Origin of the sequence: Oryzomonas japonica (genome assembly GCF_008802365.1) — a bacterium.
Classification (GTDB): Bacteria; Desulfobacterota; Desulfuromonadia; order Geobacterales; family Pseudopelobacteraceae; genus Oryzomonas; species Oryzomonas japonica.
This window is the reverse complement of the sequence record NZ_VZQZ01000010.1, coordinates 21538-46747: the sequence shown is the minus strand read 5'-3', so window position 1 is coordinate 46747 and position 25210 is coordinate 21538. Positions and strand designations below refer to the sequence as shown.

The following is a 25210-nucleotide window of genomic DNA, read 5'->3' as shown; positions in this document are numbered from 1 at the left end:
AATAGATGTCACCTGGTACCGGCAACCCTAACCGACCGAAGGGATTCCCCCGATGTCCCATGCGCCGCTGTCCGTCAAAACCGTACTCTTCTTCATCATAGGGATCGTTGCGCTCCCCTGTGTCGGCATTATCATCCATACCGGGCTGCATCACCGGGACGAGGTCGTCGCGAGCGCCGGAGCGGAGACCCGGAGGGTGGTGGGGCGCATCGTCTCGGAGCAGCAGAACCTCACGGCGGCGACCGAACAGTTGCTGGCCACCCTTGGCCGGCTCCCCGAGGTCACGGGCGAGGATGCGGCCCGGACCGGGGCGATCCTGAAGAGCCTGGTCCTGCTCAACCCCCAGTACGCCAACCTCCTGATCGCCGATCCCCTGGGCAACGTCTGGTGCTCGGGCATACCGGCCATCCTCCCCCTCTCCATCGCCGACCGCCGCCATTTCAGAAACGCCCTGGCCAGCGGCCGCCTCTCCTCCAGCGAATACCTTATCGGCCGCACCACCAACAGGCCCGCCATCAGCTACGCCTATCCCTACCGGGGCCGGGACGGCGCCATCGCCGGGGTCATCGTCGCCACCCTCAATCTGGATTTCTACCAGAATATCGTGGAGCAGTTCAAGCTCCCTCCCAAAACCGGGCTCCTGCTCGTGGATCATCGGGGCATCATCATCTACGCCAGCAGGGAGGCGAACCCGAGGATCGGCACCCCGCTGCGGGCCGACCTGTTCCGGCAGATGGTCGCGGGGCCGGAGGAGGCGACCGGCAGCATCGACAGCATGGCGGGGGACCGGCGCATCGCCAGCTACCGCAAGATGCGCCTCGAGGGCGAGGCGGAGCCCTACCTGTACGCCCGGATGACCATCCCCTATAACGCGGCCCTGGCTTCGGCGGACACCCAGTTCCTCATGAACGTGTCCCTGCTGTCGGCCTTTCTGCTCCTGGCGGCCGGGGCAGCCTACCTGGTGGGCACCCGTCTCATCATCCGGCGGATCTCGGTGTTGACGGACGCCTCCCGGCGCCTGGCCGAGGGGGAACGGAAGATCCGGGTGGCGGAACTGGTGCGGGGGGGCGAACTGGGAGCCCTGGGGCAGACCTTCGACCACATGGCCGAGCAGCTTGAACGGCGGGAGAGCGCCCTGCGGGACAGCGAGGGGCAGATGCGGGTGCTCTTCGAGTCGTCCCAGGCCGGCATCGTGCTGCTGGACGCGGCCTGCACGATCATGGTGGCCAACGGGCGCCTGGCCGAGATGCTCGGCCGCACCCCGGAGGAGCTGACCGGCTCCCATTATACCGACCACGTCCCGCCGGACCAGCGTTCCCCCTGCAGCGAAAACCTGCGCAGGATCGTCGGCCGGGAAATCGATACCATAAGCACCGAACGGCCCTACCTGCGGAAGGACGGCAGCGTCTTCTGGGGGTATTTCACCGGCCGCCGTTACGAGGACGATCACGGCGGGCTCATCGGCATCGTGGGGCACATCAGCGATATCAGCGAGATCAAGCATGCCGAGGAGGAACGCCGCAAGATCGAACAGCAGATGCTGCACGCCCAGAAGCTGGAAGGTCTGGGGGTCCTGGCCGGGGGCATCGCCCACGACTTCAACAACATCCTCATGGTCATCATCGGCAATGCGGACCTGGCGCTGATGCGCATCAACAGGGAATCCCCCTGCGTGGAGAACCTGCACAAGATCGAGGAGGCCGCCGCCCGGGCCGCGGATCTGGCCAAGCAGATGCTGGCCTACTCGGGCAAGGGAAAATTCCTTGTCGAGAGCATCGACCTGAACCGCATCCTGGAAGAAATGGTCCAGATGCTGGAGGTCTCCATCTCCAAGAAGGTATCGCTGCGGCTCAACCTCTGCCCGAAACTCGCGGCGGTGGAGGCCGACGCCACCCAACTGCGCCAGGTCGTCATGAATCTGGTGATCAACGCCTCGGAGGCCATCGGCGACCGGGACGGCGTGATCGCCATCACCACCGGCTGCATGGAGTGCGACGCGGCGTACCTGAAGGACGCCTGGCTGAACGAGAGCATAGGCCCGGGGTTTTACGCCTGGCTTGAAATCGCCGATACCGGCTGCGGCATGGACCGGGAGACCATGGCGAAGATCTTCGACCCCTTCTTCACCACCAAGTTCACCGGGCGGGGTCTGGGCATGGCCGCGGTGCTCGGCATCATCCGCGGCCACCACGGGACCATCAAGGTCTACAGCGAGCCGGGGCGCGGCACGACCTTCAAGGTGCTGCTACCCGCCGCTACCCTGCCTGCGGAACTGCCCGCCCCGGAGCCCCCTGTCTGCGAGTGGCACGGGAGCGGCACGGTCCTTCTGGCGGACGACGAGGAGAGCGTGCGGGGCATCGGCACGGAGATGCTGAAGGCGCTGGGGTACGCTCCCATCACCGCCGTGGACGGCCGGGAGGCGGTGGAGTTGTGCCGGAACACCCCCGGCATCGCCTTCGTCATCCTGGACCTGACCATGCCGAACATGGACGGGGAACAGTGCTTCCGGGAACTCAGGCGGCTTGACCCCGGGATCAGGGTCATCATGTCCAGCGGCTACAACAAACAGGAGGTCGCCCCCCGGTTCGCCGGCAAGGGACTGGACGGGTTCATCCAGAAGCCCTACACCATGGTTGCCCTCTGGGAGGCCATATCCCGCCTGGGGCTGGCCAATCCGGGGGATGGTGTGCCGCTCGGGCACAGGTGACGTCAGGGTGGGGCGGTTCTCCCAAACCACCACATATGCAGAGAAGGAGCAACAAGGGATGAAGAGAGCCATAGCGGGTATCATGCTGGTCCTGTTCGCCTGCAGCGGGGCAGGGGCCGAATCGTCGGTGTGGAAGGCGCAAAAGGGGGGGAGCGTCCTCTACCTGGGGGGCACCTGCCATGTGCTGCGGGAGAAGGATTTTCCCCTGCCGGTCGAGTTCGACCGGGCGTACCGGGCGTCCCAGGTCGTGGTCTTCGAGACCGATTTGGGCACGCTCCAGGCCCCGGCGACCCAGCAGCGGTTTCTGGCCAGGGCCCTGTACAGCGACGGCAGCACCGTGGACAAGCATCTGTCGCCCAAGGCCTACGCCGCGCTCCGCGCCTTTTCCGAGGCCAACGGCATCCCGCTTTCGACCTTCGGCCAATTCAAGCCGTCCATGATCGTGACGACCCTGACGCTCATGGAATTAATGAAAATGGGGGTAACCCAGCAGGGGGTGGACAACGTCTACTACGCACGGGCCATCGCGGACAAGAAGGCCGTGGATGGACTGGAGACGGCCGACCAGCAGATCGACTACGTGGTCTCCATGGCGGACGGCAACGAGGATGCCTTTGTGGCCTACTCCATCGAGGATATGAAGAACATGCGGGAGCAGTTCGGGCTCCTCGTGGGAGCCTGGCGCACGGGGGATGCTGGGAAGCTGGACGAGTTGATGTCGGGGGAATTCAAGGCCCGCCAGCCCCAGCTCTACCAGCGGCTGATCGTGGAGCGCAACAAAAACTGGCTGCCGGTGATCGAGGGGTATCAAAAGCTGCGCCAGACCCGGTTCGTCCTGGTGGGGGTGGCGCATCTGGTGGGGCCGGACGGGATCATCGAGGCCCTGCGGCAGAAGGGGTATAGGGTGGAGAAGTTGTAGAGCGGCGGCATGTGAACTGCGTGGAAGACGTTGCCAGGTTTTATTTAATTGGCTACTATAATATCCATTCAGGCGTTAAAAACTACTATCGTATCCATTGAGAGCCAATAACGGGACAGGCGCCCAATGGGTGAGACCCCCCATGGGCTTTCCCCATCCGGGGCGTAGGCACTACGCCCCTACAGCCGGAGTTCATATATTTGACCGCCGGAGCACTACCCTCCTCCTGCCGCGCCTCTGGAAGCATCACGAAAGGGACACGTCGTTTCGTATGAAGGACTTTAAACTGTTTTCACCACGCCGCGACCGTACTGCCGCCATGCCGTTCATCATGCTGACCGTGTTGATCGACGTGGCGTCCATCGGCTTGATCATCCCGGTGCTGCCCCCCCTGGTCGGAAGTTTTACCGGCTCCCAGGCGGATCAGGCCTTCTGGTTCGGGGTGGTGGTGTTCGCCTTCGGGTTCGCCAACTTCTTCGGCTCGCCGGCCCTGGGGGCGCTGTCCGACGCCTATGGCCGCCGCCCGGTGCTGCTGCTCGGTTTCTGCGGGTTGGGGCTCACCTTTTTCGCCACCGGGCTCTCCACGGCCCTGTGGATGCTCATCGCGGTGCGGCTGGTGGGGGGCGCCATGCAGGCCAATGCGGCCGTGTGCAACGCCTATGTGGCCGACATCACCCCCCCGGAGGAGCGCGCCCGGCGCTTCGGCCTGCTGGGCGCCATGTTCGGCGCCGGCTTCATCATCGGCCCGGTCATGGGGGGGCTGTTGGGGGCGATCAGCCTGCAACTGCCGTTTTTCGTGGCCGGGGCTCTGGCCATGGTCAACTGGCTCTACGGCTACTTCGTGCTCCCCGAATCGCTCCCGATGGAGCGCCGCCGCCCGTTCCACTGGAAACAGGCCAACCCCCTGACCTCGCTGCGCACCCTGACCCAACTGAACGGCGTGGGGCGGCTGGTGGCCGTGGTCGCCCTGAGCGGGCTGGCCCAGTTCGTCATGTTCACCGGGTGGGTCTTGTACACCACCTTCAAGTTCGGCTGGGGCCCGCGGGAGAACGGCTGGTCCCTGGCGGCGGTCGGCCTCATGTCGCTGATCGTGCAGGGATTTCTGCTGGGCCGCCTGCTGAAGCGCTTCAGCCCGCGCCGCCTGGCGGTGGCCGGTCTGTTGTCCTCGTCCGTGGCCTTCCTGCTGTGGGGCATGGCCACCCAGGGGTGGATGATGTACGCGGTGATCTTCCTGAACATCCTCGGCTTCACGATTACGGCGGCGCTCCAGAGCATCATCTCCAGCGCCGCCGGCCCCCGGAACCAGGGGCAGGTCATGGGGGCGGTCAACTCCGTGAACAGCCTCGCGTCCGTATTCGCGCCCCTGTTCGGCGCGCCGCTTCTGGCCATGGTGTCCCACCTGCCCCGGGGCGACTGGCGCATCGGCGCGCCGTTCTACTTCTGTGCCGCGCTCCAGGCCGCGTCCCTGGCCCTGGCGTTTTTCCACTTCCGCAGCGAGCGGGGACGGAGCGTTGCGGGGGCTGTGAAGGGGAGCCGTCAGGATGGATGATGCGGTGCGGAAGGGAAATCGTGGCATAGCGGGCAACGTGGCAACCAGCAAGCGGCGGCAGACCATGAGGGAAACCGTCGTACGCTATGGGCGGCGCCTTCTGAGGCCGGGGCCCCGCAACGACCCCGCTGCCTTGCTCCATCTTATTGTCTGGATCGCCGGCCTCTCCATTGTCGTCATCCTGGCGTTTTCGGCGGCTGCCGTCTACGAGATCACCGTGCGTGATGTCACGCATGATGCGATGGCGGGGGCTGACAGGGTCAGCCGGGCCATGTTCGAGGAGCAGCGGGACCGGCTGGCCCCCGTGGGGAGCGACGGCCGGTACCGCCTCCAGCCGAATCAGGCCGACCTGCCGGCCATCGACCGCTATTTTCGCACCTATCTGCGCAATTTCGACATCCTCAAGGTCAAGATCTATACCCCTGCCACAGAGATCGTCTACAGCACCGACGGGAAGATCATCGGTCATACGGACCCCGATAACAGGCGTCTGGTCAGGGCTTTGCGGGGAGCGATCGATTCCCACATGGAGAAGAAGGACCGGATGCTCGACCTGGGCGACGAGACGAAATTCAACGTCGCCGTGGTGGAAACCTACATCCCCATCAGGGCGGGGAACGATGTCATCGGCGTCTTCGAGCTCTACACGGACGTTACCCCCTACAGCCGCGAAATCGTCCATATCGTTGCGCTGACCGTGGCTTGGCTGGCGGGTATCCTGCTGTTCGTGTTTGCCTGTTCCTATCTGGTGATCAGGAGGGGGGTCGGGATGCTCAGGGATACGCAGCGGGAGCTCGCGGACAAGGTGCTGCAACTGGAAGAGGCCCTGGCAAACGTGAAGCAGCTTGAGGGCATCATCCCGATCTGCATGCATTGCAAGAAGATCCGGGACGACAAGGAAAGTTGGCACCAGTTGGAGCAGTACATATCGAGCCACTCCGAGGCCCGTTTCAGCCACGGGCTCTGCCCCGAATGCTATGAAAAGCAAATGCAGGAAATAAAGGACGGGTGGGGGTGAGTGGTACGCGGTGTAACACCACCGGGCCAGAGAAAGGGGAACCCATGAAGCGGATACTGCACATCATCGGCGGCGACATTGCCGGGTCGAGCCTGGAAAAGAGCGGCATCCCCGGCGAGGTGTTCGTGTGGCACGACATCCTGTACGACGGCCCACGGGCTCCGGGGTGGCCGGATGAGGCGACCCTGGCCGCCCGCGCCCGGTTCCTGGATAAGGAGACCGGGGGCGGCATGGGGGTGGCGGAGATCCTGGACACGGTCAGGGCACAGTACCGCAAGTTGGAAACGGCCGGGGAGTACGACCGGCTCTGCCTCTGGTTCGATGCCTGCCTGTTCGACCAGGCCATGCTCGCCCATATCCTGGCCTGCCTCACGCTCAGGGGGATCGAGGGCGCGGAGCTTGTCTGCGTGGCCGCATTCCCCGGCATCGTCCCGTACCACGGCCTGGGACAGCTCTCCCCGGAACAGCTCGCCTCGGTGTACGAGCAGCGTCGCCCGGTGACCGGGGAACAGTTCGCTTGTGCCCTCCAGGTGGACCAAGCCTTTGCAACGCAGGATCAGGCCGCGTTCGTCCTGTTGTCCCGGCGCAAGGACACCCCCTTGCCCTGGGTCCCGGCCGCCGTGGCCCGATGGCTGGAGGAGTCGCCCGACCCGGCCACCGGCCTGGGGCGTCTGGAACAGTTGGTCCTGGATGCGCTCCACGCGGGTTGCACGGCCCCGGAAGAGATCTTCAAACATGTGGCCGCCCACGACGCGCCGCCCCAGTATTGGGGCGACATCACCCTGTGGGCCAAGATCAACGGCCTGGCGACCCACACCCCGCCGCTGGTGAAGATACAAGGCCCCGCGCCCCTGCTGCCCCAGTGGGATTGCCGCGGGAAGATGGGGGCGTTCGGGGTGGCGGCGGTGTAGGGAAATGGAGATCTGTCGCCTGTGACCTTTCCCTTTGCCCCTATGGGGGGTATAATCAACTGCAACCGAAGGACAATGAAGAACCGCAAGATTGGTGAAGAGTGTGAATCCGCGACGTATCAGACCAGAACTGCCCGGTGCCGTTAAACGCACCATCATGTATGCCCTCTTCTTTACCGCGCCGTTTTTCTTTTTCGCCTACCTGGTGGGGGGCGACACCCTGCAGCGGAACATCAGGAACTACCGCCTGGTGCACTCCGGATTGAAGTCCAGCGGGGTGATTATCGAGTACCGGGAGCGGTGGAGCATCTTTAACCGCAAAGACGTCAAGGAGTTGCGCCCGGTCGTCAAGTTCGGGACCCACGACGGCAGGACGGTTACCTTCGAATCCCTGTACCATCCCCATTACAGCGGGTTTTCCATCGGCCAGACCGTGCCGGTCCTCTACGACCGGGACAACCCGCACGATGCCGAAATCGACAAGCCGGAACGGCTCTGGGGCGGGATGGGGGTCCCCTATGCGGTGAGCGGCGCTCTGATCCTGATCGGCTGCTGGCCGCTCGTCGCCCTCCGCACCAACAGCCGCAGGCGGCACACATGGGGCGGCCGCGGGTGATCTGATGCCGAACGTGCGTGCCCAACGGGAAAAAGGACAGGAGTAATGCGCCATGACGACGAAGAAACGACATAAACCTTTTTCCATGATCCGGGAGTTCCAGCTTGCCGACTGGTTTACCCTGGCAAACGCGGTCTGCGGCACCGGGGCGCTGTTTTCCATGCTGACGTACCTGCAAACGGGCGAGATCAGCCATGTGTACTTTGCCTGCGGGATGGTGCTCGCCGCGCTGATCTTCGATGTCCTGGACGGGCGGGTCGCCCGGTGGCGGCAGAAGAGCTCGGGCATGGGGCGCGAGCTGGATTCCCTGGCGGATGTGATCTCCTTCGGCGTGGCCCCGGCCGTGATCGGGTACGGCTGCGGCATGCAGGGGCTCTACGACCGTATCGTCCTCACCGGTTTCGTCGCCTGCGGCGTCTCCCGCCTGGCGCGTTACAACGTTACGGCCGGGGAGTTGTCCGGCGCCGACGGCAAGGTGAAATATTTCGAAGGGACCCCGATCCCCACGTCGCTCTTGCTGGTGCTGGTGCTCTTTCTGGCGGCCACCCAGGGGGCCGTGCACGAGTATCTCTGGTTCGGGCAGGTGGCGTTCGCCGGTTTCACGCTGCACCCGCTGGTGCTGATCTTCGCAGTCTCCGGCTCGCTAATGGTGAGCCGCATCCGGTTTCCCAAGCTCTGATTCGTTCCCGTAGATGCTTTGTTCCAGGTGCCACTCCGGGGCAGGAACTGCTTAAGGAGGTTCAAAATGGCTGATTTGAAATATCAACCGGTAACGCATGACCATGCGGCGTTTCTCGAAAAAGCCGGGAAACGCGAAGGTTTTAAGAAGGCATATGAGGATTTGGCGACGGAATACGAACTCGTCAGGGATACGCTTGCCGCCCGTGCGCAAATTATCCAATAACGGCGCCCTGTTTGCGCTGTCGCTACTCTGGTATTCCCCGTTTCGGTACGGGGCCTACGTGTTGTCACCCAACTCCACACTACTATCTGTTAGCAGAGGCGCTCAATAATCTGCCTTTGATACTCTCGAATTCATCCGACATTCCTTCCACACGCGACCAGCGTGCCAGTTCGTCCAGGTCGATCAGACATGACCCGGCGACCATGAGCGCCTGCTCCAACCCCTGCTTGTCACCCCAGTGGAAGTAGTGGGCAAGGCGGTCCTTGATGCAGTCGGTCGGGGTAAGCATGCGCAGGGTGCCGGTAGAAAATGCCATCTCGGCGATCTCCCTGACCGGTTCGGAACCTATGGAGAGCGGTCCGGTCGGAAACTCAAGAAAGAATGGGGTGTCCGGGTGGACGAAGTAGCGCCTCTTGGGTTTGAAGCCGATCATGTCCAGGGCCGCGGCAAGTTTCTTGCGATCCTCCCGGTAGCGCTCGATGAAGTCGAGGTCGTCGGATCGGTAGCGATTGTCGCTGTAGACGGAGACGCAGCCTCCTCCGCTCAACACCACGTCGATGCCTTGTCCGGTCAGGTGGTCGGATACGTAAGCGGCCAGTTCGGCCAGGCTCATGTCACCCAGTGGGATGGACATTACAACGGTTTCCCTTTCCGCCTCGGCCTACGGCGATTGTCCTCCAGACGCTGGCGGACATCATCGGGATAGAAGGAGAGCGCCTTGGCGAGCAGCGCCTGGAGTTCAGCCAGAAATGGGTAGCGTGGGTTGAAGCCGAACACGCGGGTGCGGCCGACTGATTTGCTGTAGAGGATGCCGCCGGTTTCGAGTTTATCCAGTTGACGGAGCAGGGGTGCCGGCGCAATGTCGAAGAAGTCGGCAATCTCCCGCATATATCCCTCCGACCGGGCGGTGAGATAGATGAGCGCCTTTTCGCTGGTTGTGGAACCGATGAGTGCTTCTAACATTTCGATACCTTTTAGGTGTTACATGATACCTTTTAGATAACATATAACATGAACCACATGATTGGCAAGGAGAATGTCGGTTCACTCTTCGCCATTACTTACAGTGCTGCCGCTCCTGATGACCGTATTTATCCCCCATAGGTTCACCCCACCGCCACGGCATGCGACAGGGTGGACGGCGATGCTGTGCTGGTCCGGTCCCTCCTCCTCTTTCTCAACTCACCGGTTTTACATATTTTTTTCACTAAGTTATTCTAAATTGCCACAACGGTATGGTATGATGAGACAATGCCTTGAAGTACGAAGGGGCAGCCTGTTTCCCGCCCGGAGTTTCCGGGGGAGACCAGATCAGCGACAAGGAGACCTTATGAGAAAATTGTTAGCGGCAGCAGCGGCAGTGGCCCTGCTCCAGGCGGCTCCGGCGGCTTGGGCGGGCATCTCTTTCAACATCAACGTGGGCGGCCCGCCGGTCGTCATCGCGCAACCGCCTGACTTTCTCTATCCGGCGGAACTGGGCTTCGGCGTGGCTGTGGGCGTGCCCTACGACATGTTCTATCTCTCCGGCGTCTATTTCATCAACCGCGGGGGCGGCTGGTACCGCACCTCGTACTACGGCGGCGACTGGGTAAGGGTGCGCTATCGGGAACTCCCTCCGGAACTGCGCCGTTACAAGATGGGCCGGATTCACGAGTACCGTGACCGGGAATACCGCGTCTATTCGAGGGACCGGGATCATTACCGGGGAAGATACTATCGCCCGGACCGGGACGGGCGTGACGGGCGCCGCGACATGGGGCAGCCGGGACGCGAGCAGCGCCGGGAGATGAAAGAGGAACGCCGCGACCAGCGCCGGGATGTGAAGGAAGAGCGTCGTGAGCAGCGTCGGGATGCGAAAGAAGAGCGCCGCGACCAGAAGGAAGAACGTCGCGATCAGAAAGACGAACGTCGCGACGAGCGGGGCGGCCGGTAGGCGCACCCCTCCTTATACCGTTACGGATGCAAAGGGTCAGGCAGACATGCCTGGCCCTTTGTCCGTCTGGGCAATCGCGGGCAAGCTCGGGGGAGGGGATGCATCCCCGCGGCGGGCTGGAATCGGGTCCGGCTGGGAGGAGGGGGCGGTTTCAGAGGTCTTTGGGGAAGCCGATCCGCGACTGGATGTAGGGCAGCCACTCCGCCGCCCTGCCGAGTTCGCCGGGGTTGCACCGGCTGCAACCGACACAGGCCAGGGCATCGTTGTTCTTCTGGTACTTCACGCAGGCATCCGCGGTGATCCGGGCTGCCATCCTCCGGCAGTCGACCATGATGTGGGTTTGCATGAAGACATCGGATTCAAGAGATTCGGCCATATCATCACCTCGATGACACTGCTCTCATGGCTCTTGGCACTCCAGTGACCGTACCTATTCTATAGCACATGCCGATCCGTTTGCAAGGGGAGATGCGGGGCAGGGTGTATGGCAAAAACGTCCGTTATCCCATGGCCTTGCGGATCATCTGGCTGAGTTTGAGCAGATCGAACGGTTTCTGCAGGTAGTGGAGCGAGGCCTCCGGTATCCCCTTGGCGGAGATGACGTCGGCGGTGTAGCCCGACATGAAGAGCGCCGGGGTGCCGGGGCGCAGTTCCCGAATCCGGTCGCACATCTCCTTGCCGTTCATCCCCGGCATGATGATATCGGTCAGGATCAGGTCGATGTCGCCCAAGTGGCCCCCGGTGCACAGCTCGATGGCCTCCCCGGGTGATTTGGCTATGACGGCGCGGTAGCCCAGGGTGCCCAGCATCCTGGCCGCAAGTTCGCACAGCGCCTCCTCGTCCTCCACCAGCAGGACGGTGCCGCTGCCGGGGACCACGCGGTGCTCGTCCTCCTGGGGCTCGGGACTGCCCCCTTCCTGTGCCATGCGGGGGAAAAAGATGTTGAAGGTGGTGCCGAAGCCGACCTCGCTGTACACGGTGATGAAGCCCCTGTTCCGGGAAACGATGCCGAAGATGGTCGCCAGCCCGAGCCCGGTCCCCTTGCCGACCTCTTTGGTGGTGAAGAAGGGCTCGAAGATGTGCCCCAGGGTCTCCCCGTCCATGCCGCAGCCGGTGTCCCCCACGGACAGCCGCACGTAATCGCCGGCCCGGGCCTGGGCGATCCCCTGGCAGGCGGCCTCGTCCAGGGACGCGTTCCCGGTCTCGATGCTGAACAGGCCGCCGTCGGGCATGGCGTCCCGGGCATTGACCGCCAGGTTCATGATGATCTGGTCGATCTGCGTCGGGTCGAGCAGGGCCGGCCAGATATCCTCCGCCGGCCTGAATTCGAACTTGATGTCCTCGCCGATGAGCCGCCCCAGGCTCTTGCGGGCATCGGCGATGATGGCGTTGATGTTGACCGTGCGCGGCGAGATCACGTCGCTGCGGGAGAAGGCGAGGAGCTGGCGGACGATCTCGCAGGAATGGTTGGCCGCCTTCTGCATCTCCTCCAGGTAGTGGGTCTGGTTGTCGCTCAGGGGATTCGGCTGCAACTTCAGCAGGTCGGCGTAGCCCATGATGATGGAGAGCTTGTTGTTGATGTCGTGGGCGACCCCACCGGCAAGCCTGCCCACCGCTTCCATCTTCTGGGCCTGGTTGAATTTCTTCTGGAGCGCCTCCCGCTCCTGCTCCCCCTTCATCTGCCGGCAGATCTTCCAGGCGGAATCCAGCAGCACGCGCAGGTGAAGCACGTCCGCCTGATCGTAATCCCCGGCCTTGTTGGCGACGCCGACCACCGCTGCGATCTCCTGCCCGCCGAAGACCGGGACCGACAGGAACCGCTCCAGGGGGATATGCCCGGCCGGGCACCCCTTTTTCAACGGATCGGGGCGTTCATAGCTGTTCACGATGACCGGCTGCCGCTGGCGCAGCGCCTCGCCCCACAGGCCGGCTTCCTCGAGCGCCGAGGGCATCCGCTGCCCCGTGGCGCCGCACGCCTTCACCGCGTCCCGCGACCACGCCGTATGGATGAATTCGCGGCGGGCCTCGTCATAGACGAAGATGAAGCCAAACCTGCTGGCGGTGAGCCCCAGAGCCTCCTCCAGGGCATAGTCGAGAAAGCCCTGGACGGAGTCGCAGCGGTATTGCAGGATCCTCACCAGGCTCTCCAGACGCTGGAAATTGAGGCCCATCTGGAACTGCGCGTTGCGAAGCTCCGTGATGTCGGTGATCACGATGATGATGGCCAGCAGGCTGCCGTCGTCGCCCAAGTGCCGCTTGGCGTTCAAAAGCCCCCAGAAGTCGCCCCCATCCCTCTTCAAGTAGTGGCGCTTTTCCGTGATGGCGTCTATTTCGCCCCGCGCCAGCCTGTCGCGCAGTTCATCGGAGATCGGGCGCTCGTCCGGGTGCACATGGTCGTCGTACCGGGAGCCCGTCATCTCCTCTGTCTCGAAGCCGTAGAGCTTACTCGCGCACTGGTTGGCAAAGGTGATGACGCCGTTGGCGTCGAGCATGACGATGCCGGCCTGGGCCGCATCGAAAATGATGTGCAGCTTGTCTTCCGCCTGCCGGCGTTCGACGATCTCCTCCTCCAACTGGTATGCCTGCTCCTGCAACGCCTCCTGGGCCGCTTGCCGCTCCGAGATTTCCTCTTCCAGTTGGAACGCCTGCTCCTGCAAGGCCTCCTGAGCCGTTTGCCGTTCGGCGATCTCCTCCTCCAGTTGGACATTCTGGTCGTGGAGGAGCTCCTGCTTCCGGGCCAGTTTTTCCGCCATCTCGTCGAATGCCTGGGCCAGACTGCCGATCTCGTCCGTCCCCGGGGCCATGGCCCGGGCGCCCAGGTTGCCGCCGGCGATCTCCTTCACCACCCCCAGGAGCCTGTCGATGGGCCTGGTGATGAGGAGGTGCAGGAGAAACGACAGCACCAGCGCAAAGAGGAAGAGAATCGCGCCCAGTTTGGCGGCGCTCCGGAACGCCTCGTGCCTGAGGGCGCCGAGCTGGCCGGAAAAGTCATAGCCCACGAACAGGATGCCGGTGTGCTGCGGCCTGATCTCTCCGGCCCGCATGCCGAGGGTCACGGGGTAGTAGCCGTGGAGGCCATCGGTGGCCCCCGGGTAGAGCGTGCCCTGGTGGAGCGATATGGCTTTGTCGGCCAGCCCTCGGTCGTAATGGGGGATGGCGGCGGCGTCCCCGTTCACCCATTCCTGGCGGCTGGCGATGAGCACCCGGTGGTCGGCGTCCACCAGGGCCAGGGCGACCACCTGGGGGGAAAGGGCCGCGTAGGAGAGCCGTTGCGCCGCCTCCCCCTGTTCGCCCCGCATGAGGCTGTCCGAGAGGAGGTCCTGGAGCTGGTTCATCTGGGTGTGGGCCGTTTCGGTCAGGGAGCCGATGATCGCCTGCTTTCCTTCCCGGATGCGGTCGAGGGTGAGAACGAGGATCAGCAGGAGGGTCACGGTGAAAACGATGCCCGGGACGAGGAGGCGCAGGCGGTAGCGGGGAAGGGCCATGCTAGGGTCTCCTGACGACGAGCCGGGCGGGATCGACCGGCCGGTCCAGCAGTTTTCCCCGCAGCATGACGTCGGCGAGCCGCTTGGCCGGCGGCAGCAGGGCGCCGGACAGGAGCCGTTTGTTTTCGTTCCTGTCCGGGATGACGATCCCGTCGAGCGTCGCCTTGAACCGGGCCGCCGTCAGGCCTTCGCGTTTCCCCATGAGCCGGGCGGCATCGGCGGGGTTGGCGCGCAGGTACTCCAGCGCCTTGAACCACCCCTCCTCCAGCGTCTTTACCTGGCCGGGCCGCGATTGCAGCATATCGGCGCGCACCACGACCACATCGATGATCTCGTTCGGGATTTGGCGACTGTCGAAGATGTTGTGCGCCCCCAGGGCCACAAGCCGCGTCCTGGCCGGTTCGAAGGTGACCACCGCATCGATTTCGCCCGCACGGTAGGCGTGCTCGTGCTCCTGTACCGGAACCGGCACAACGGTCACATCCCGGGGGGAGAGGCCGGCCTGGTCGAGGGCCCGGGTCAGGACATAGGCGCCAAGGGCCATGGATTCGACGCCGACCCGTTTCCCCTTCAGGTCGCGGATGGTCTTGATGGCGGGACGGGCCATGATGGCGTCGGCGCCGTGGGAGATATCCGCGACCAGCAGTATCCGCACGTCGATCCCGTCCCGCACCAGCAGGAGCGCCTCGTCCAGGGTCAGGGCGGCGACGTCCACGGCGTGGTTGCGGAACGCCTTCAGCACATCGGCCGAGGTGGTCATCTCGTGGAACCGCACCGCGGAGTCCGGGTAATAGCCCAGGGAACGGGCCAGGTAGAGCGGCTCGTAGCCGGGCCAGACATTGGTCGCGACCTGCAGGGGGGCGGGGGCCTCCCGGCTGCACCCCGCCATGCCGAAGAACCACGGCAGGCAGAGCCAGGCGCACACCATGATTCGAACAACCGATATGTGCCTCATGGGCAGCCTCGTACCATTTTCCGCCCCTGCCATACACCGTGGTCAGGGGGGGCGTGGAGGGGAGGGAGGTGAAGAATTTTTAAGGTAGGCCGAAAATTGCGTAAAGTATACAGCAAATCAGGGAATTGTGAAGTCTTTTCAGATGCCTTTTACGGCCCGGCGCCCCGCCCGGACCTCTCGTTCCGGGACGGTGCCGGGTGTGCAACGCGCTATTTTTCAACGCTTTTAATTGTCTTTTTTTCACATTGCTCTTGAAATGGGGATTTGCGTAGGGTAGAAGTGATAGCGCACCATGCCCGCACGCCCCGTGCCCCAGATACCGGACAAGGGGCGCGGCCATTTCCCCTCTGGGGCGGAATGCCGGCATGCACCCGCACTCATCTTCTCAAGGGACTCTCTATGAAAGCCGATATCTATCATCTGGTGACCGTCAACGACGGTGCGTCGGACAATGCCGCCATCGTGCAGGTTTTTTCCGACATGGCGGCGAACAGGCTGAAACGCAACTTCTCGCTGCTGAACTATTACGACGAGGTGCCGGTGAGCTATGGCTCGACCATCGTCGGCGTGGAAGGCGACAGCGTGGAGCTCAAGGTCCATGAGCACCAGGCGCTGATCCTGAAACAGGACAACAACGCGCTCATAAAATGCCCCCACTTTCACAACGATCTGGGGGTGCATTGCTATGCCTCCTATGTCAACGTCGCCAAGAAGACCGTTATCCTGCACAAATTCAGCTATGCGCAGATCCGGGCGGAACGGCGGGAGGCGGTCCGGGTCCGGGTCCGCGATCCGTTGCCGGTGAAATTCACCTACGGCGACGTCGTGATCGCAGGGAACCTGGTGGATATCTCGGGAAGCGGTGTCTCGATCCATGCCGATCTGGTCCCGGCGACGGACACCGACCAGGGAGGGGTGCTGCATCTCGCACTCGCCGGGACCGCTCTGAAGATTCCGGGAACGTTCGTCAGGGCCACGGCTGACGGGAACGACGGCACTACCTGTGTCTTTCAGATAAAGCCCGACACCAGGGCCGACACGATCATCGGCCGCTTCATCTACCAGCGCCAGGTTGAAATCATCCAGCAACTCAAGGATGAAGTGGCGGTGGAATAACATGAAATTCAGATTCTGCGCCGTACTCCTCATGGCCCTTTTCGTGGCGGGCGCCGGGTTCGCCCCGGCGGCTCCGGCACCGGCGGCCGTTGAAAATTGGGCCTATACCTACCCCGATGCCGCCTTCGAACTCTGGTCGTGGTCCCGGGACAACCCCGCGGCGGCCCGTATCTTTTCCCGGTGGGATGCCGTCAATCACGAACGTTCCAGGATGATCGTCACCTGGGCCATCGCCCACCCCGGCAAGGGGATCGAGCTGTTTCTGGAAAGCCACCCCTACTGGGCGGACGTGGAACAGCTGGCGGGGCGGTACCGTCCCGCCGCCAGGACGCTTTTGGCGTGGTGCCGTCATTATCCCGGTGCGGCCAAGGCGTTGATGAAATCCGCCCCCAAGAGCCGTGTCCGGGCGGCAACGCCGCCGGCCAGACCCGCAGCGTCCCCGGAAGGGGCTTCCGAGCCAGGCCCGCAAGAATGAAAAGGGGAGACTGCACAAGCCTCCGGGGGACCCCATGAAAAAGGCCCCGGATTTTTCCGGGGCCTCCTGGTGCCGGTGCGGGTGCCGCCAGCCTCAGACTTTTTTGACGTTGGCGGCTTGCAGCCCTTTCGGGCCCTTGACGATGTCGAACGTTACCTTATCGCCTTCGGCAAGGGATTTGAACCCATCGCCGGTGATTGCGGAAAAATGGCAAAAAACGTCTTCGCCGTTTTCCTGTTCGAGAAAACCGAATCCCTTGCTGTCGTTAAACCATTTTACCGTTCCCGTTACCATGTGCTTGCGCTCCCCTGATTTTTGGATTTTATCCGTGACGGCTGCGGATACGTATGTAGTGTAGCTGCAACCCGCTCCATGTCAAGTTTGCCCGCACCACTCGCGCGTCCCTTGCCGGCGTTCCGCGCGACGCCCTCTACCCGTAAAAAAAAGAAGTTGACTGGTCAGTCAAATAGGATTACGGTAAAACCATAGCTTGATGAGGAGCTATACAATGAAAACGACGCAAACGGATACCAAAACGAAATTGATCGAAGCCGCCATGGAGCTGATCTGGAAAGGGAGCTACGGTTCGGTCAGCGTTGACGACATCTGCCGGGCCGCCGATGTGAAGAAGGGGAGCTTCTACCACTTCTTCCCCTCCAAGGTGGACCTGGCCATCGCCGTCATGGAGGAATCCTATACGCTCTTGCAGCCGGAGCTGGACAGCATCTTTTCACCGGGCACCGAGCCCCTGGCCCGTTTCGAGCGCTTGGCCGACTCCATCTACGAATTCCAGGCCCAGACCGCCGCCAAATACCATCAGGTGTGCGGCTGTCCCTTCACGTCCCTGGGCTCGGAGATGGCCGGCCAGGAGGCCGGTATCCGCGCCAAGTTCGCCGATATCGCCCACCGCAGGGAACGGTATTACGTGAATGCCCTGCGGGACCTGGTGGCGATGGGGCAGTTGCCGGAGACCACCGATGTCCAGGTCAAGGCCCAGGAAATTTATGCCTATATCGTCGGCCAACTGGTGATCGCCCGCATCGAGAACGATCTGGAACTGCTGAAGCGGGATCTGAAACCGGGGCTGCTGAAGATACTGGGAGCGGGGAACAGGACCGGAAAAGCCGCCTGAGGCGGCCCGGTCCGCTCTTTTACAACTATATACGCCGTTTCGTCGCACCACTGCCGCTTCCCAGCGGCATTTTTTGACGCCGCTATTGACTGACCGGTCAACTAGTAAACTGGGAAAGATCTTGATGGGTTAGGGGGACGGGGAAGAGACAGCAGACGAAACGGCAGCAAAATCATACCGACAGACACTCGCGGGGCGGCGCAACCGGCCGCCCCGGACAGCAAGGAGAAAAGCCATGGAACATCTGACAAACATAATCAGGAAACGCGCCGTCCTCGTGGGGATCGGCGCGATAATCGCCCTCGGCGGGGCCGGAGTGGCCGCCTACCACATGGCCGCGAACGTGAACGCCCAGCCGACCGCCGCGGCCCCGCCGCCCCCCCAGGTGGGCGTGGTGACGGTCAAGCCGCAGAACGTGCGCATCTGGTCCGAATTTTCCGGGCGGATGCGGGCCGTGGATTTCGCCGAACTGCGCCCCGAGGTGAGCGGGCGCATCACCGGGGTCCGCTTCAAGGAGGGGCAGATCGTGAAGGCGGGAGAGGTGCTGTTCGTCATCGACCCGCGCCCCTATGAGGCGGCCGTGGCCAAGGCAGAGGCCAATCTGGTCACGGCCCGGACCAACGCCGGGTTCGCCAGGACCGAGCGGGAGCGGGCCGCCAACATGGTGCAGACCCAGGCCATCGCCCAGCGCCTCTACGACGAACGGGCCAATGCCGACCGGGTCGCCCGGGCCGCCATCCAGGTGGCCGAGGCGGAGTTGAAACAGGCCCGCATCGACCTGGACCACGCCTACGTCAAGGCCCCCATCGGGGGGCGGGTCAGCCGCGCCGAGATCACCCTGGGCAACCGGGTGCAGGCGGGGGCGGGCGCGCCGCTGTTGACCTCCATCGTGTCCAACGACGGGATCTACGCCGATTTCGAGGTGGATGAGCAGACCTACATGAGCAGCATCCGGGCCCATGCCGACACCCCGGCCAAGGAGCGCCAGGTGCGCGTCGAGGTGACGGTGCAGGGGGACGAGGCCCATCCCTATCAGGGCACGATCCAGAGCTTCGACAACCGCATCGACCCCGCCTCGGGCACTATCCGGGCGCGGGCCCGCTTCGACAACAAAAACGGCGCCCTGGTGCCCGGCATGTTCGTGGCGGTCCGCCTGGCCAGCAGCAGCGAGAACGCCGCGCTGCTGGTGCCGGAACGGGCCATCGGCACCGACCAGAGCAAGCGGTTCGTCTACGTGGTGGGCGACAACGACAAGGTCGCCTACCGGGAGGTCAGGCTCGGCCAGCAGGCCAGGGGCGAGCGGATCGTGCTCGCCGGGGTGCGGCCGGGGGACCGGGTGATCGTTGACGGGGTGCAGCACGTGCGGCCGGACAGCACGGTGCGCGTCCAGGAGGTCGCCCAACATCAGGAGCCGGACCGGCTGGCGGCAAAGTAATATCTCTCTCTTTTTCCTCCCCTCCTTATCAAGGAGGGGGACCTTACGAATAAGTGATGTTACAAGGCACGAGCCCGTAACTACAGGATTGAATCCGGAAAGAGTGTGCCATGAACCTATCCAAATTCTTCATAGACCGGCCGATCTTCGCCGGCGTGATCTCGGTCGCCATCCTGTTGGCCGGCCTGATCTCCATGTTCCTGTTGCCGATCTCGGAATACCCCGAGGTCGTGCCCCCCTCGGTCATCGTCAAGGCCCAGTTTCCCGGGGCCAACCCCAAGGTGATCGCCGAAACCGTCGCCACCCCGCTGGAGGAGCAGATCAACGGCGTGGAGAGCATGCTCTACATGTTCTCCCAGGCCGCCAGCGACGGCACCCTGACCCTCACGGTCAGCTTCAAGCTCGGCACCGACCCGGACCTGGCGACGCAGCTGGTGCAGAACCGGGTCAACCAGGCCCTGCCGCGCCTGCCTGAGGTCACCCGCCAGTTGGGGGTGACCACGGTGAAAAGCTCCCCCGACCTGACCATGGTGGTGCACCTGAATTCGCCCAACGAGCGCTACGACATGCTCTACCTGCGCAACTACGCCCTGTTGAACGTCAAGGACCAGTTGGCCAAGATCCCGGGCATCGGCAGCGTGAATCTCTTCGGCTCGGGCGATTACGCCATGCGCCTCTGGCTTGACCCGCAGAAGGTGGCCGAGCACGCCATGACCGCCGCCGAGGTGGTTGCCGCCGTGCGCCGCCAGAACGTGCAGGTGGCGGCCGGGGTCATCGGCGGCCCACCCTACAAGGAGGGGGTCGAGCTGCAACTGCCGGTCAACGCCCAGGGGCGGCTGACCGACCCGGACCAGTTCGGCGAGATCATCATCAAGCGCGACAACGGCGTGGTCACGCGGCTGAGGGACGTGGCGCGCATCGAGGTGGACGCGGCGGAATACGGACTCCGCTCCCTCTTGAACAACAAGCCGGCCGTGGCCATCCCCATCTTCCAGACCCCCGGCTCCAACGCCATCGCCATCTCCGACCAGGTGCGCAGCACCATGGCCCAGTTGAAGAAGAACTTCCCGGCCGGGCTTGATTACAGCATCGTCTACGACCCGACCATCTTCGTGCGCGGCTCCATCGAGGCGGTCGTGCACACCCTTCTGGAGGCGGTGGCCCTGGTGGTCCTGGTGGTGATCCTCTTCCTCCAGACCTGGCGGGCCTCCATCATCCCGCTCTTGGCCGTGCCGGTCTCCATCATCGGCACCTTCGGGGTCATGCACATCTTCGGCTTTTCCATCAACGCCCTCTCCCTGTTCGGCCTGGTCCTGGCCATCGGCATCGTGGTGGACGACGCCATCGTGGTGGTGGAGAACGTGGAGCGCAGCATCGAGAACGGCCTGGCCCCCCGGGAGGCGACCATCAAGGCCATGGGCGAGGTCACCCGGCCGATCATCGCCATCGCCCTGGTGCTGTGCGCCGTGTTCGTGCCCATCGCCTTCATCAGCGGCCTGACCGGCCAGTTCTACCGGCAGTTCGCCCTGACCATCGCCTTTTCCACCGTGATCTCGGCCTTCAACTCCCTGACCCTGTCGCCTGCCCTCGCCGCCATCCTGCTCAAGGCCCACGACGCGCCCAAGGACCGGCTGACCCGGTGGATGGACAAACTCTTCGGCCCGGTGTTCCGGGGCTTCAACCGGTTCTTCCGCGCCAGCTCCCACGGGTACAGCACCGGCGTGACCGGCATCCTGGGGCGCAAATCCGCCGCGCTGCTGGTGTACGCGCTCCTCCTGGGGGCCACCTACGCAGGCTTCCGGCACGTGCCCCCCGGCTTCGTGCCGACCCAGGACAAACAGTACCTGGTGAGCTTCGCCCAGCTCCCGGACGGCTCCACCCTGGACCGCACGGAGGGGGTCATCCGGGCCATGTCCGACATCGCCCTGAAGGAACCGGGGGTGGAGAGCGCCATAGCCTTCCCCGGCCTCTCCATCAACGGCTTCATCAACAGCCCCACGGCGGGCATCATCTTTGTCTCGCTCAAGCCGTTCGAGGAGCGCAAATCCAAGGATCTGTCCGGTTTCGCCATCTCCGAGAAGCTGCAACAGAAGTTCAACGGGGTGAACGGGGCCTTCATCGCCATCTTCCCGCCGCCGCCGGTGCAGGGGCTCGGCACCATCGGCGGCTTCAAGCTCCAGGTGGAGGACCGCACCGACCAGGGGTACGAGGCGCTGGACCGGACCATGAAGGCGGTGCAGGCCCAGGCGGCCAAGTCGCCGGAACTGGCGCGGGTCTTCACCAGCTACAAGATCAGCGCGCCCCAGCTCTACGCCGACCTGGACCGCACCAAGGCCGCCCAACTGGGGGTGGATGTGCAGGACGTGTTCGACGCCATGCAGATCTACCTGGGGTCGCTCTACGTCAACGACTTCAATAAATTCGGCCGCACCTACCAGGTCATCGCCCAGGCCGACAAGCAGTTCCGCTCCAAGCCGAGCGATATCCTGAAACTCCAGGCCAAGAACTTCGAGGGGCGCATGGTGCCGCTCGGCTCCATCGTCCAGGTGTCCGAAACCACCGGGCCGGACAGCGCCATGCGCTACAACGCCTTCCGCTCCGCCGACCTGAACGGCGCCCCGGCCCCCGGCTACTCCACCGGCCAGGCCCAGGCGGCCATCACCCGGGTCCTGGGTGCCACCCTGCCCAAGGGGATGGGCTTCGAGTGGACCGAGCTGACCTACCAGCAGATCCTCTCGGGCAACACGGCCCTGTTGGTGTTCCCGCTCTGCGTGCTGCTGGTCTTCCTGGTCCTGTCGGCCCAGTATGAGAGCCTGTTCCTCCCCATGGCCATCATCCTCATCGTGCCCATGTGCCTGCTGTCGGCCATCACCGGGGTCTGGCTCACCCACGGCGACAACAACCTGTTCACCCAGATCGGCCTGTTCGTCCTCATCGGCCTGGCGTGCAAGAACGCCATCCTGATCGTGGAATACGCCCGCGAACTGGAGATCCAGGGGCGGACCACCGTTGCCGCCGCCATCGAGGCCGCGCGCCTCAGGCTGCGGCCGATCCTCATGACCTCCTTCGCCTTCATCATGGGCGTGGTGCCCCTGGTGTTCTCGTCCGGGGCGGGCGCGGAGATGCGCCACGCCATGGGGATCGCCGTCTTCTCCGGCATGCTGGGGGTCACCTTCTTCGGCCTGTTCCTGACGCCGGTCTTCTATGTGCTGATGCGCGCCCTGGAAAAACGCATCACGAAAACGGAAGAGGTACACCACCATGTCTAAGCTCAAACCAACTGCCATACTACTGACGGCCCTGCTGGCCGTCCTGCTGCTGGCGGCGTGCAGCGGCCCCCTGGGGCCCCAATCCTCCGGGATCGCCGCCCCCTCGTTCTGGAACCGCCTCACCGGGAAGGCCGGGACGGCGGACCCGAACGCCCCCCTGATCGTCACCCCGGAAGCCGAAGTGGACCACGCCTGGTGGACCCGCTTCGGCGACCCGACCCTGGACGCCCTGGTGGCCGAGGCCCTGGCCAACAACAAGACCCTCCAGATCGCCCGGGCCCGGGTGGAAGAGGCGCGGGCCGGACGGAGCGCCGCCCGGTCGCGGCTCTTTCCCCAGGTGAACGGCGTCGCCGCCGCCCAGCGCGGCAATCAGGGGTTTGCCACCAACAATCAGACCGTCTGGATCGCCGGGGCCGATGTGGAGGCCTCGTGGGAGATCGACCTGTTCGGCCGCAACCGGGCCCGGACGGCCGAGGCGTCGGCCCTCCTGGAGTCCAGCGAGGCGGGCAGCCAGGCGGTCCGGGTCGGCCTTCTGGCCGAGGTGGCCCGCAATTACTTCGACCTGCGCAACTATGAGCGCCAGCTCCAGTTGACCCGGCGGAACCTCAAGACCCAGCAGAAGACCCTGGAACTGGTGAAGGCGCAACTGCAGGGGGCCATGGCCAGCGACTTCGACGTGCAGCGCGCCGCGGCGCAGGTCTCGGCCACCGAGGCGCTCATCCCCTCCCTGGAGACCGCCTACGACGCCGCCATGAACCGCCTGAACGTGCTGATGGGCTCTCCGCCGGGGACGAAGGACACCCTGCTCGCCACCGCCCGCGAGCTGAAACCCCTGGACCACCGGATCCTGCTCGCGGCCCCGGCCAAGGTCCTGGCGGCGCGGCCCGACATCCGGGCCGCCGAGCGCCGCTTTGCCGCCGCCATCTCGGCCAAATCCGCCGCCCGGGCGGAGTTGTTCCCCAACATTTCCCTGACCGCCCTGTTCGGCGTCCAGACCGCGACCCCCTTCGGGGCTACCCCCTGGGGTATCGGCGTTAATCTCGTGCAGCCGCTCCTCAATTTCGGCCGGATCGAGGCGCAGATCGACGCGGCGGACGCGCAACAGAAACAGGCGTTCCTGGGGTATCAGCAGACCGTGCTGGAGGCGCTGGAGAACATGGAAAACGCCCTGTCCGGCTATCTGCACGAGACCGCGCGCAACGCAGCGCTCACCACCGGGGTGGGGCAGAACCGCCGCGCAGCCGACCTGGCCATGCAGCAGTACATCAACGGCTACACCGGCCTGTTGGACGTGCTGGTGGCCGTGCGCAACCTGCTCGATTCCGAGGCCGCTCTGGCCGCCTCGGACGCCGGCCTGAGGAACGACTTGGTCAACATCTACGCCGCCGCCGGGGGCGGGTGGCGGGAATAGGCCGGCTGCTCAGGGAAGCACCATCCCCGGAAACAGCTTCATGTGCAGCGGCATGAACCGCTTTTTTTGCAGGAGATCGTCAGAGGTAACGGGGAGTGTTCAGCGGTTGGGGCGTCGGCGCCGGTCGGATGGACCGGCGTCTCGGGATGAAAAAGGGCGGGACGGAAGAAACCAACTATTCCGATGATGCTCGCGGTTGCGGGGTTGCGTTCCGATCAGAACCGTTCGTCGATCTCGCGCGGGGGCTTCGTGTCCGGGCGCGAGGCGTCGAAGTATTCATTGGGCAGCAACGCCGCCGTTTCCCGTGCCAGTTCGTCCAGGTCGCTATGCCAGGCCGTAACCGCGTTTGTGGAGGTGCTGACGATATACCAGTCGCCCAGATTCGACTTGTCGCTCTCGCTGCGCGACTTCACCAGGCGATGTTTGCCCTTGGTCAGTACCCGGTTGATCCTCTGTACCAGCTCCTTCGTTTCCACGGCCACTTTAAAATCGTTCATATTCACCTCAATGCTTACAGTATGCCAAACCGTAAACAAAGCCAAGCTAATACGTTGCGGGAAGCCGGGGCGGGCTCTCCGGGGTGGCCCCGGCCGCTTGGCGATTACGTTCCCCGTGATTGACGCTTGTGCCGGCACATGGTAAGCTTTGTCCCGATTGCGCGTTGTAACTCTCACTACCGATAAAGCCTAACCCTTCGCGAGGAGGGGGCGGAAAGCTACGGGTCTCCGTCATGCCCTGCGACTAAGCGCGCCGGGCATCGGGGAGACGGCCGGGTTGCCGAAGGATCTGTTTCTGTGCGCGGCCCGGCTTTTTTGCGCCCGGATTCCGGGAACGCCGCCGGATTCCCGGCGGCGCGGCGCTCCCTACTTTCACGCGAGGCAACTATGGCAAAAGGGTATCAGGCCCACAAGGTACGTGAGGAAACCATCGCCGTCTTCGGCAAGTCCATCGGCAAGCGGGCCGGTTTCAAATGCGAATGGTGCGGCGGCAAGGACGATCTGCGGGTTTGGGACTACAAGCCGGAGATCGAGCCCAACATGGACACCCTGGCTCTGCTGTGCGGGCGGTGCCGCGAACTGGCCGCCGGCAAGCCGGCCGATGGGAATGAACTGCGCTCGCTGCGCAACGCCCTGTGGAACAACATCCCCTCGGTTGCCGAAGGGGTCGCGCGGGTGCTCGCCCGGTGCAAGGAATCCTGGGCGCGGGAAGCGATCGAGGAGAGCTACATCGACGACGGCGTCAAGGAAGAATTGATCGGTCAGACCGTGCGCTAAGGGCGGGCATCCGGGATCATCCGTGCTGCATGGGGCCTCCGGGGCCCATAGTAGCCATACGTCACAGGAAACCATCACCCATGTTCCTCCCCGCCATTCCC

At 64.0% G+C, this 25210-nt stretch carries 23 protein-coding genes and 1 riboswitch; of the genes, 16 read left to right on the top strand and 7 right to left on the bottom strand.

The annotated features are described in order from the left end of the window. Positions 1-52 precede the first annotated feature (52 nt). The 8 genes from F6V25_RS14390 to F6V25_RS17060 all read left to right on the top strand — a co-directional run bounded on the left by F6V25_RS14390 (position 53) and on the right by F6V25_RS17060 (position 8624). On the top strand, positions 53-2707 hold the full coding sequence (locus tag F6V25_RS14390; protein ID WP_151129318.1) for a hybrid sensor histidine kinase/response regulator: 2655 nt from the start codon (positions 53-55) through the stop codon (positions 2705-2707). Positions 2708-2765: 58 nt separating this feature from the next. Further along, positions 2766-3626 carry a TraB/GumN family protein gene (locus F6V25_RS14385; protein WP_151129316.1) on the top strand — a complete coding sequence of 287 codons (861 nt, stop codon included), beginning with the start codon at positions 2766-2768 and terminating at the stop codon, positions 3624-3626. 271 nt (positions 3627-3897) lie between these two features. Continuing rightward, the gene (locus tag F6V25_RS14380; RefSeq protein ID WP_246167055.1) at positions 3898-5175 is read left to right on the top strand and encodes an MFS transporter; all 1278 of its coding nucleotides are present in this window, start codon (positions 3898-3900) and stop codon (positions 5173-5175) included. Further along, positions 5168-6193, top strand: coding sequence for a hypothetical protein (locus F6V25_RS14375; RefSeq protein WP_151129314.1), 1026 nt, complete (start codon positions 5168-5170; stop codon positions 6191-6193). Before F6V25_RS14380 ends, F6V25_RS14375 begins: the two co-directional genes overlap by 8 nt. A 44-nt stretch (positions 6194-6237) precedes the next feature. Continuing rightward, positions 6238-7104, top strand: coding sequence for a hypothetical protein (locus F6V25_RS14370; protein WP_151129313.1), 867 nt, complete (start codon positions 6238-6240; stop codon positions 7102-7104). 103 nt (positions 7105-7207) lie between these two features. Then, positions 7208-7720, top strand: a complete 513-nt coding sequence (locus tag F6V25_RS14365) for a DUF3592 domain-containing protein (protein WP_151129311.1) — start codon at positions 7208-7210, stop codon at positions 7718-7720. A gap of 52 nt (positions 7721-7772) precedes the next feature. Beyond that, positions 7773-8399: a CDP-diacylglycerol--serine O-phosphatidyltransferase gene (gene pssA / locus F6V25_RS14360; protein ID WP_151129309.1), complete on the top strand. Its 627-nt coding sequence runs from the start codon at positions 7773-7775 to the stop codon at positions 8397-8399. Between the two features lie 66 nt (positions 8400-8465). Beyond that, entirely contained in the window at positions 8466-8624 is a 159-nt protein-coding gene (locus F6V25_RS17060) for a hypothetical protein (RefSeq protein ID WP_191966206.1), read from the top strand. 82 nt (positions 8625-8706) lie between these two features. Here F6V25_RS17060 and F6V25_RS14355 read toward each other — a convergent pair whose 3' ends face one another. Both F6V25_RS14355 and F6V25_RS14350 read right to left on the bottom strand, forming a co-directional pair. Beyond that, entirely contained in the window at positions 8707-9258 is a 552-nt protein-coding gene (locus F6V25_RS14355; RefSeq protein ID WP_151129307.1) for a hypothetical protein, read from the bottom strand. After that, positions 9258-9587, bottom strand: a complete 330-nt coding sequence (locus F6V25_RS14350) for a winged helix-turn-helix domain-containing protein (protein WP_151129306.1) — start codon at positions 9585-9587, stop codon at positions 9258-9260. Before F6V25_RS14350 ends, F6V25_RS14355 begins: the two co-directional genes overlap by 1 nt. A gap of 367 nt (positions 9588-9954) precedes the next feature. Between F6V25_RS14350 and F6V25_RS14345 the strand changes: the two genes are divergently transcribed. Further along, a complete protein-coding gene (locus tag F6V25_RS14345; protein WP_151129304.1) occupies positions 9955-10557 on the top strand; it encodes a hypothetical protein in 603 nt (200 codons plus the stop codon). Positions 10558-10708: 151 nt separating this feature from the next. On the opposite strand, the gene F6V25_RS14340 is transcribed toward F6V25_RS14345, so the two are convergent. The 3 genes from F6V25_RS14340 to F6V25_RS14330 all read right to left on the bottom strand — a co-directional run bounded on the left by F6V25_RS14340 (position 10709) and on the right by F6V25_RS14330 (position 14997). Next, on the bottom strand, positions 10709-10933 hold the full coding sequence (locus F6V25_RS14340; RefSeq protein WP_151129302.1) for a hypothetical protein: 225 nt from the start codon (positions 10931-10933) through the stop codon (positions 10709-10711). A 124-nt stretch (positions 10934-11057) separates the two neighbouring features. Further along, a complete protein-coding gene (locus F6V25_RS14335; protein ID WP_151129300.1) occupies positions 11058-14042 on the bottom strand; it encodes a GAF domain-containing protein in 2985 nt (994 codons plus the stop codon). A gap of 1 nt (position 14043) precedes the next feature. Then, positions 14044-14997, bottom strand: coding sequence for an ABC transporter substrate-binding protein (locus tag F6V25_RS14330; protein ID WP_191966205.1), 954 nt, complete (start codon positions 14995-14997; stop codon positions 14044-14046). A 399-nt stretch (positions 14998-15396) separates the two neighbouring features. Here F6V25_RS14330 and F6V25_RS14325 point away from each other — a divergent pair, with 399 nt between their 5' ends. Further along, positions 15397-16113, top strand: a complete 717-nt coding sequence (locus F6V25_RS14325) for a PilZ domain-containing protein (RefSeq protein ID WP_191966204.1) — start codon at positions 15397-15399, stop codon at positions 16111-16113. A 1-nt stretch (position 16114) separates the two neighbouring features. Next, positions 16115-16588 (top strand): hypothetical protein, encoded by a 474-nt coding sequence (locus tag F6V25_RS14320; RefSeq protein ID WP_151129294.1) that lies wholly within the window; start codon positions 16115-16117, stop codon positions 16586-16588. A 93-nt stretch (positions 16589-16681) separates the two neighbouring features. Here the strand turns inward: F6V25_RS14320 and F6V25_RS14315 are convergent, their stop codons facing one another. Then, complete coding sequence (locus F6V25_RS14315) at positions 16682-16882, bottom strand: cold-shock protein (protein WP_151129292.1); 201 nt, start codon at positions 16880-16882, stop codon at positions 16682-16684. A 214-nt stretch (positions 16883-17096) separates the two neighbouring features. On the opposite strand from F6V25_RS14315, the gene F6V25_RS14310 reads away from it, so the two are divergent. The 4 genes from F6V25_RS14310 to F6V25_RS14295 all read left to right on the top strand — a co-directional run bounded on the left by F6V25_RS14310 (position 17097) and on the right by F6V25_RS14295 (position 23835). Continuing rightward, a complete protein-coding gene (locus F6V25_RS14310) occupies positions 17097-17720 on the top strand; it encodes a TetR/AcrR family transcriptional regulator (RefSeq protein ID WP_151129290.1) in 624 nt (207 codons plus the stop codon). A gap of 235 nt (positions 17721-17955) precedes the next feature. Next, complete coding sequence (locus F6V25_RS14305) at positions 17956-19155, top strand: efflux RND transporter periplasmic adaptor subunit (RefSeq protein WP_151129288.1); 1200 nt, start codon at positions 17956-17958, stop codon at positions 19153-19155. 110 nt (positions 19156-19265) lie between these two features. Beyond that, a complete protein-coding gene (locus tag F6V25_RS14300) occupies positions 19266-22424 on the top strand; it encodes an efflux RND transporter permease subunit (protein WP_151129287.1) in 3159 nt (1052 codons plus the stop codon). Continuing rightward, positions 22417-23835 carry an efflux transporter outer membrane subunit gene (locus F6V25_RS14295; RefSeq protein ID WP_151129285.1) on the top strand — a complete coding sequence of 473 codons (1419 nt, stop codon included), beginning with the start codon at positions 22417-22419 and terminating at the stop codon, positions 23833-23835. The genes F6V25_RS14300 and F6V25_RS14295 overlap by 8 nt, the downstream gene beginning before the upstream one ends. Before the next feature lie 215 nt (positions 23836-24050). On the opposite strand, the gene F6V25_RS14290 is transcribed toward F6V25_RS14295, so the two are convergent. Continuing rightward, positions 24051-24332: a hypothetical protein gene (locus F6V25_RS14290; protein WP_151129283.1), complete on the bottom strand. Its 282-nt coding sequence runs from the start codon at positions 24330-24332 to the stop codon at positions 24051-24053. A 177-nt stretch (positions 24333-24509) separates the two neighbouring features. Further along, positions 24510-24617, top strand: a riboswitch (cyclic di-GMP riboswitch). A gap of 102 nt (positions 24618-24719) precedes the next feature. On the opposite strand from F6V25_RS14290, the gene F6V25_RS14285 reads away from it, so the two are divergent. Next, a complete protein-coding gene (locus F6V25_RS14285) occupies positions 24720-25109 on the top strand; it encodes a hypothetical protein (protein WP_151129281.1) in 390 nt (129 codons plus the stop codon). Positions 25110-25210: the final 101 nt, after the last annotated feature.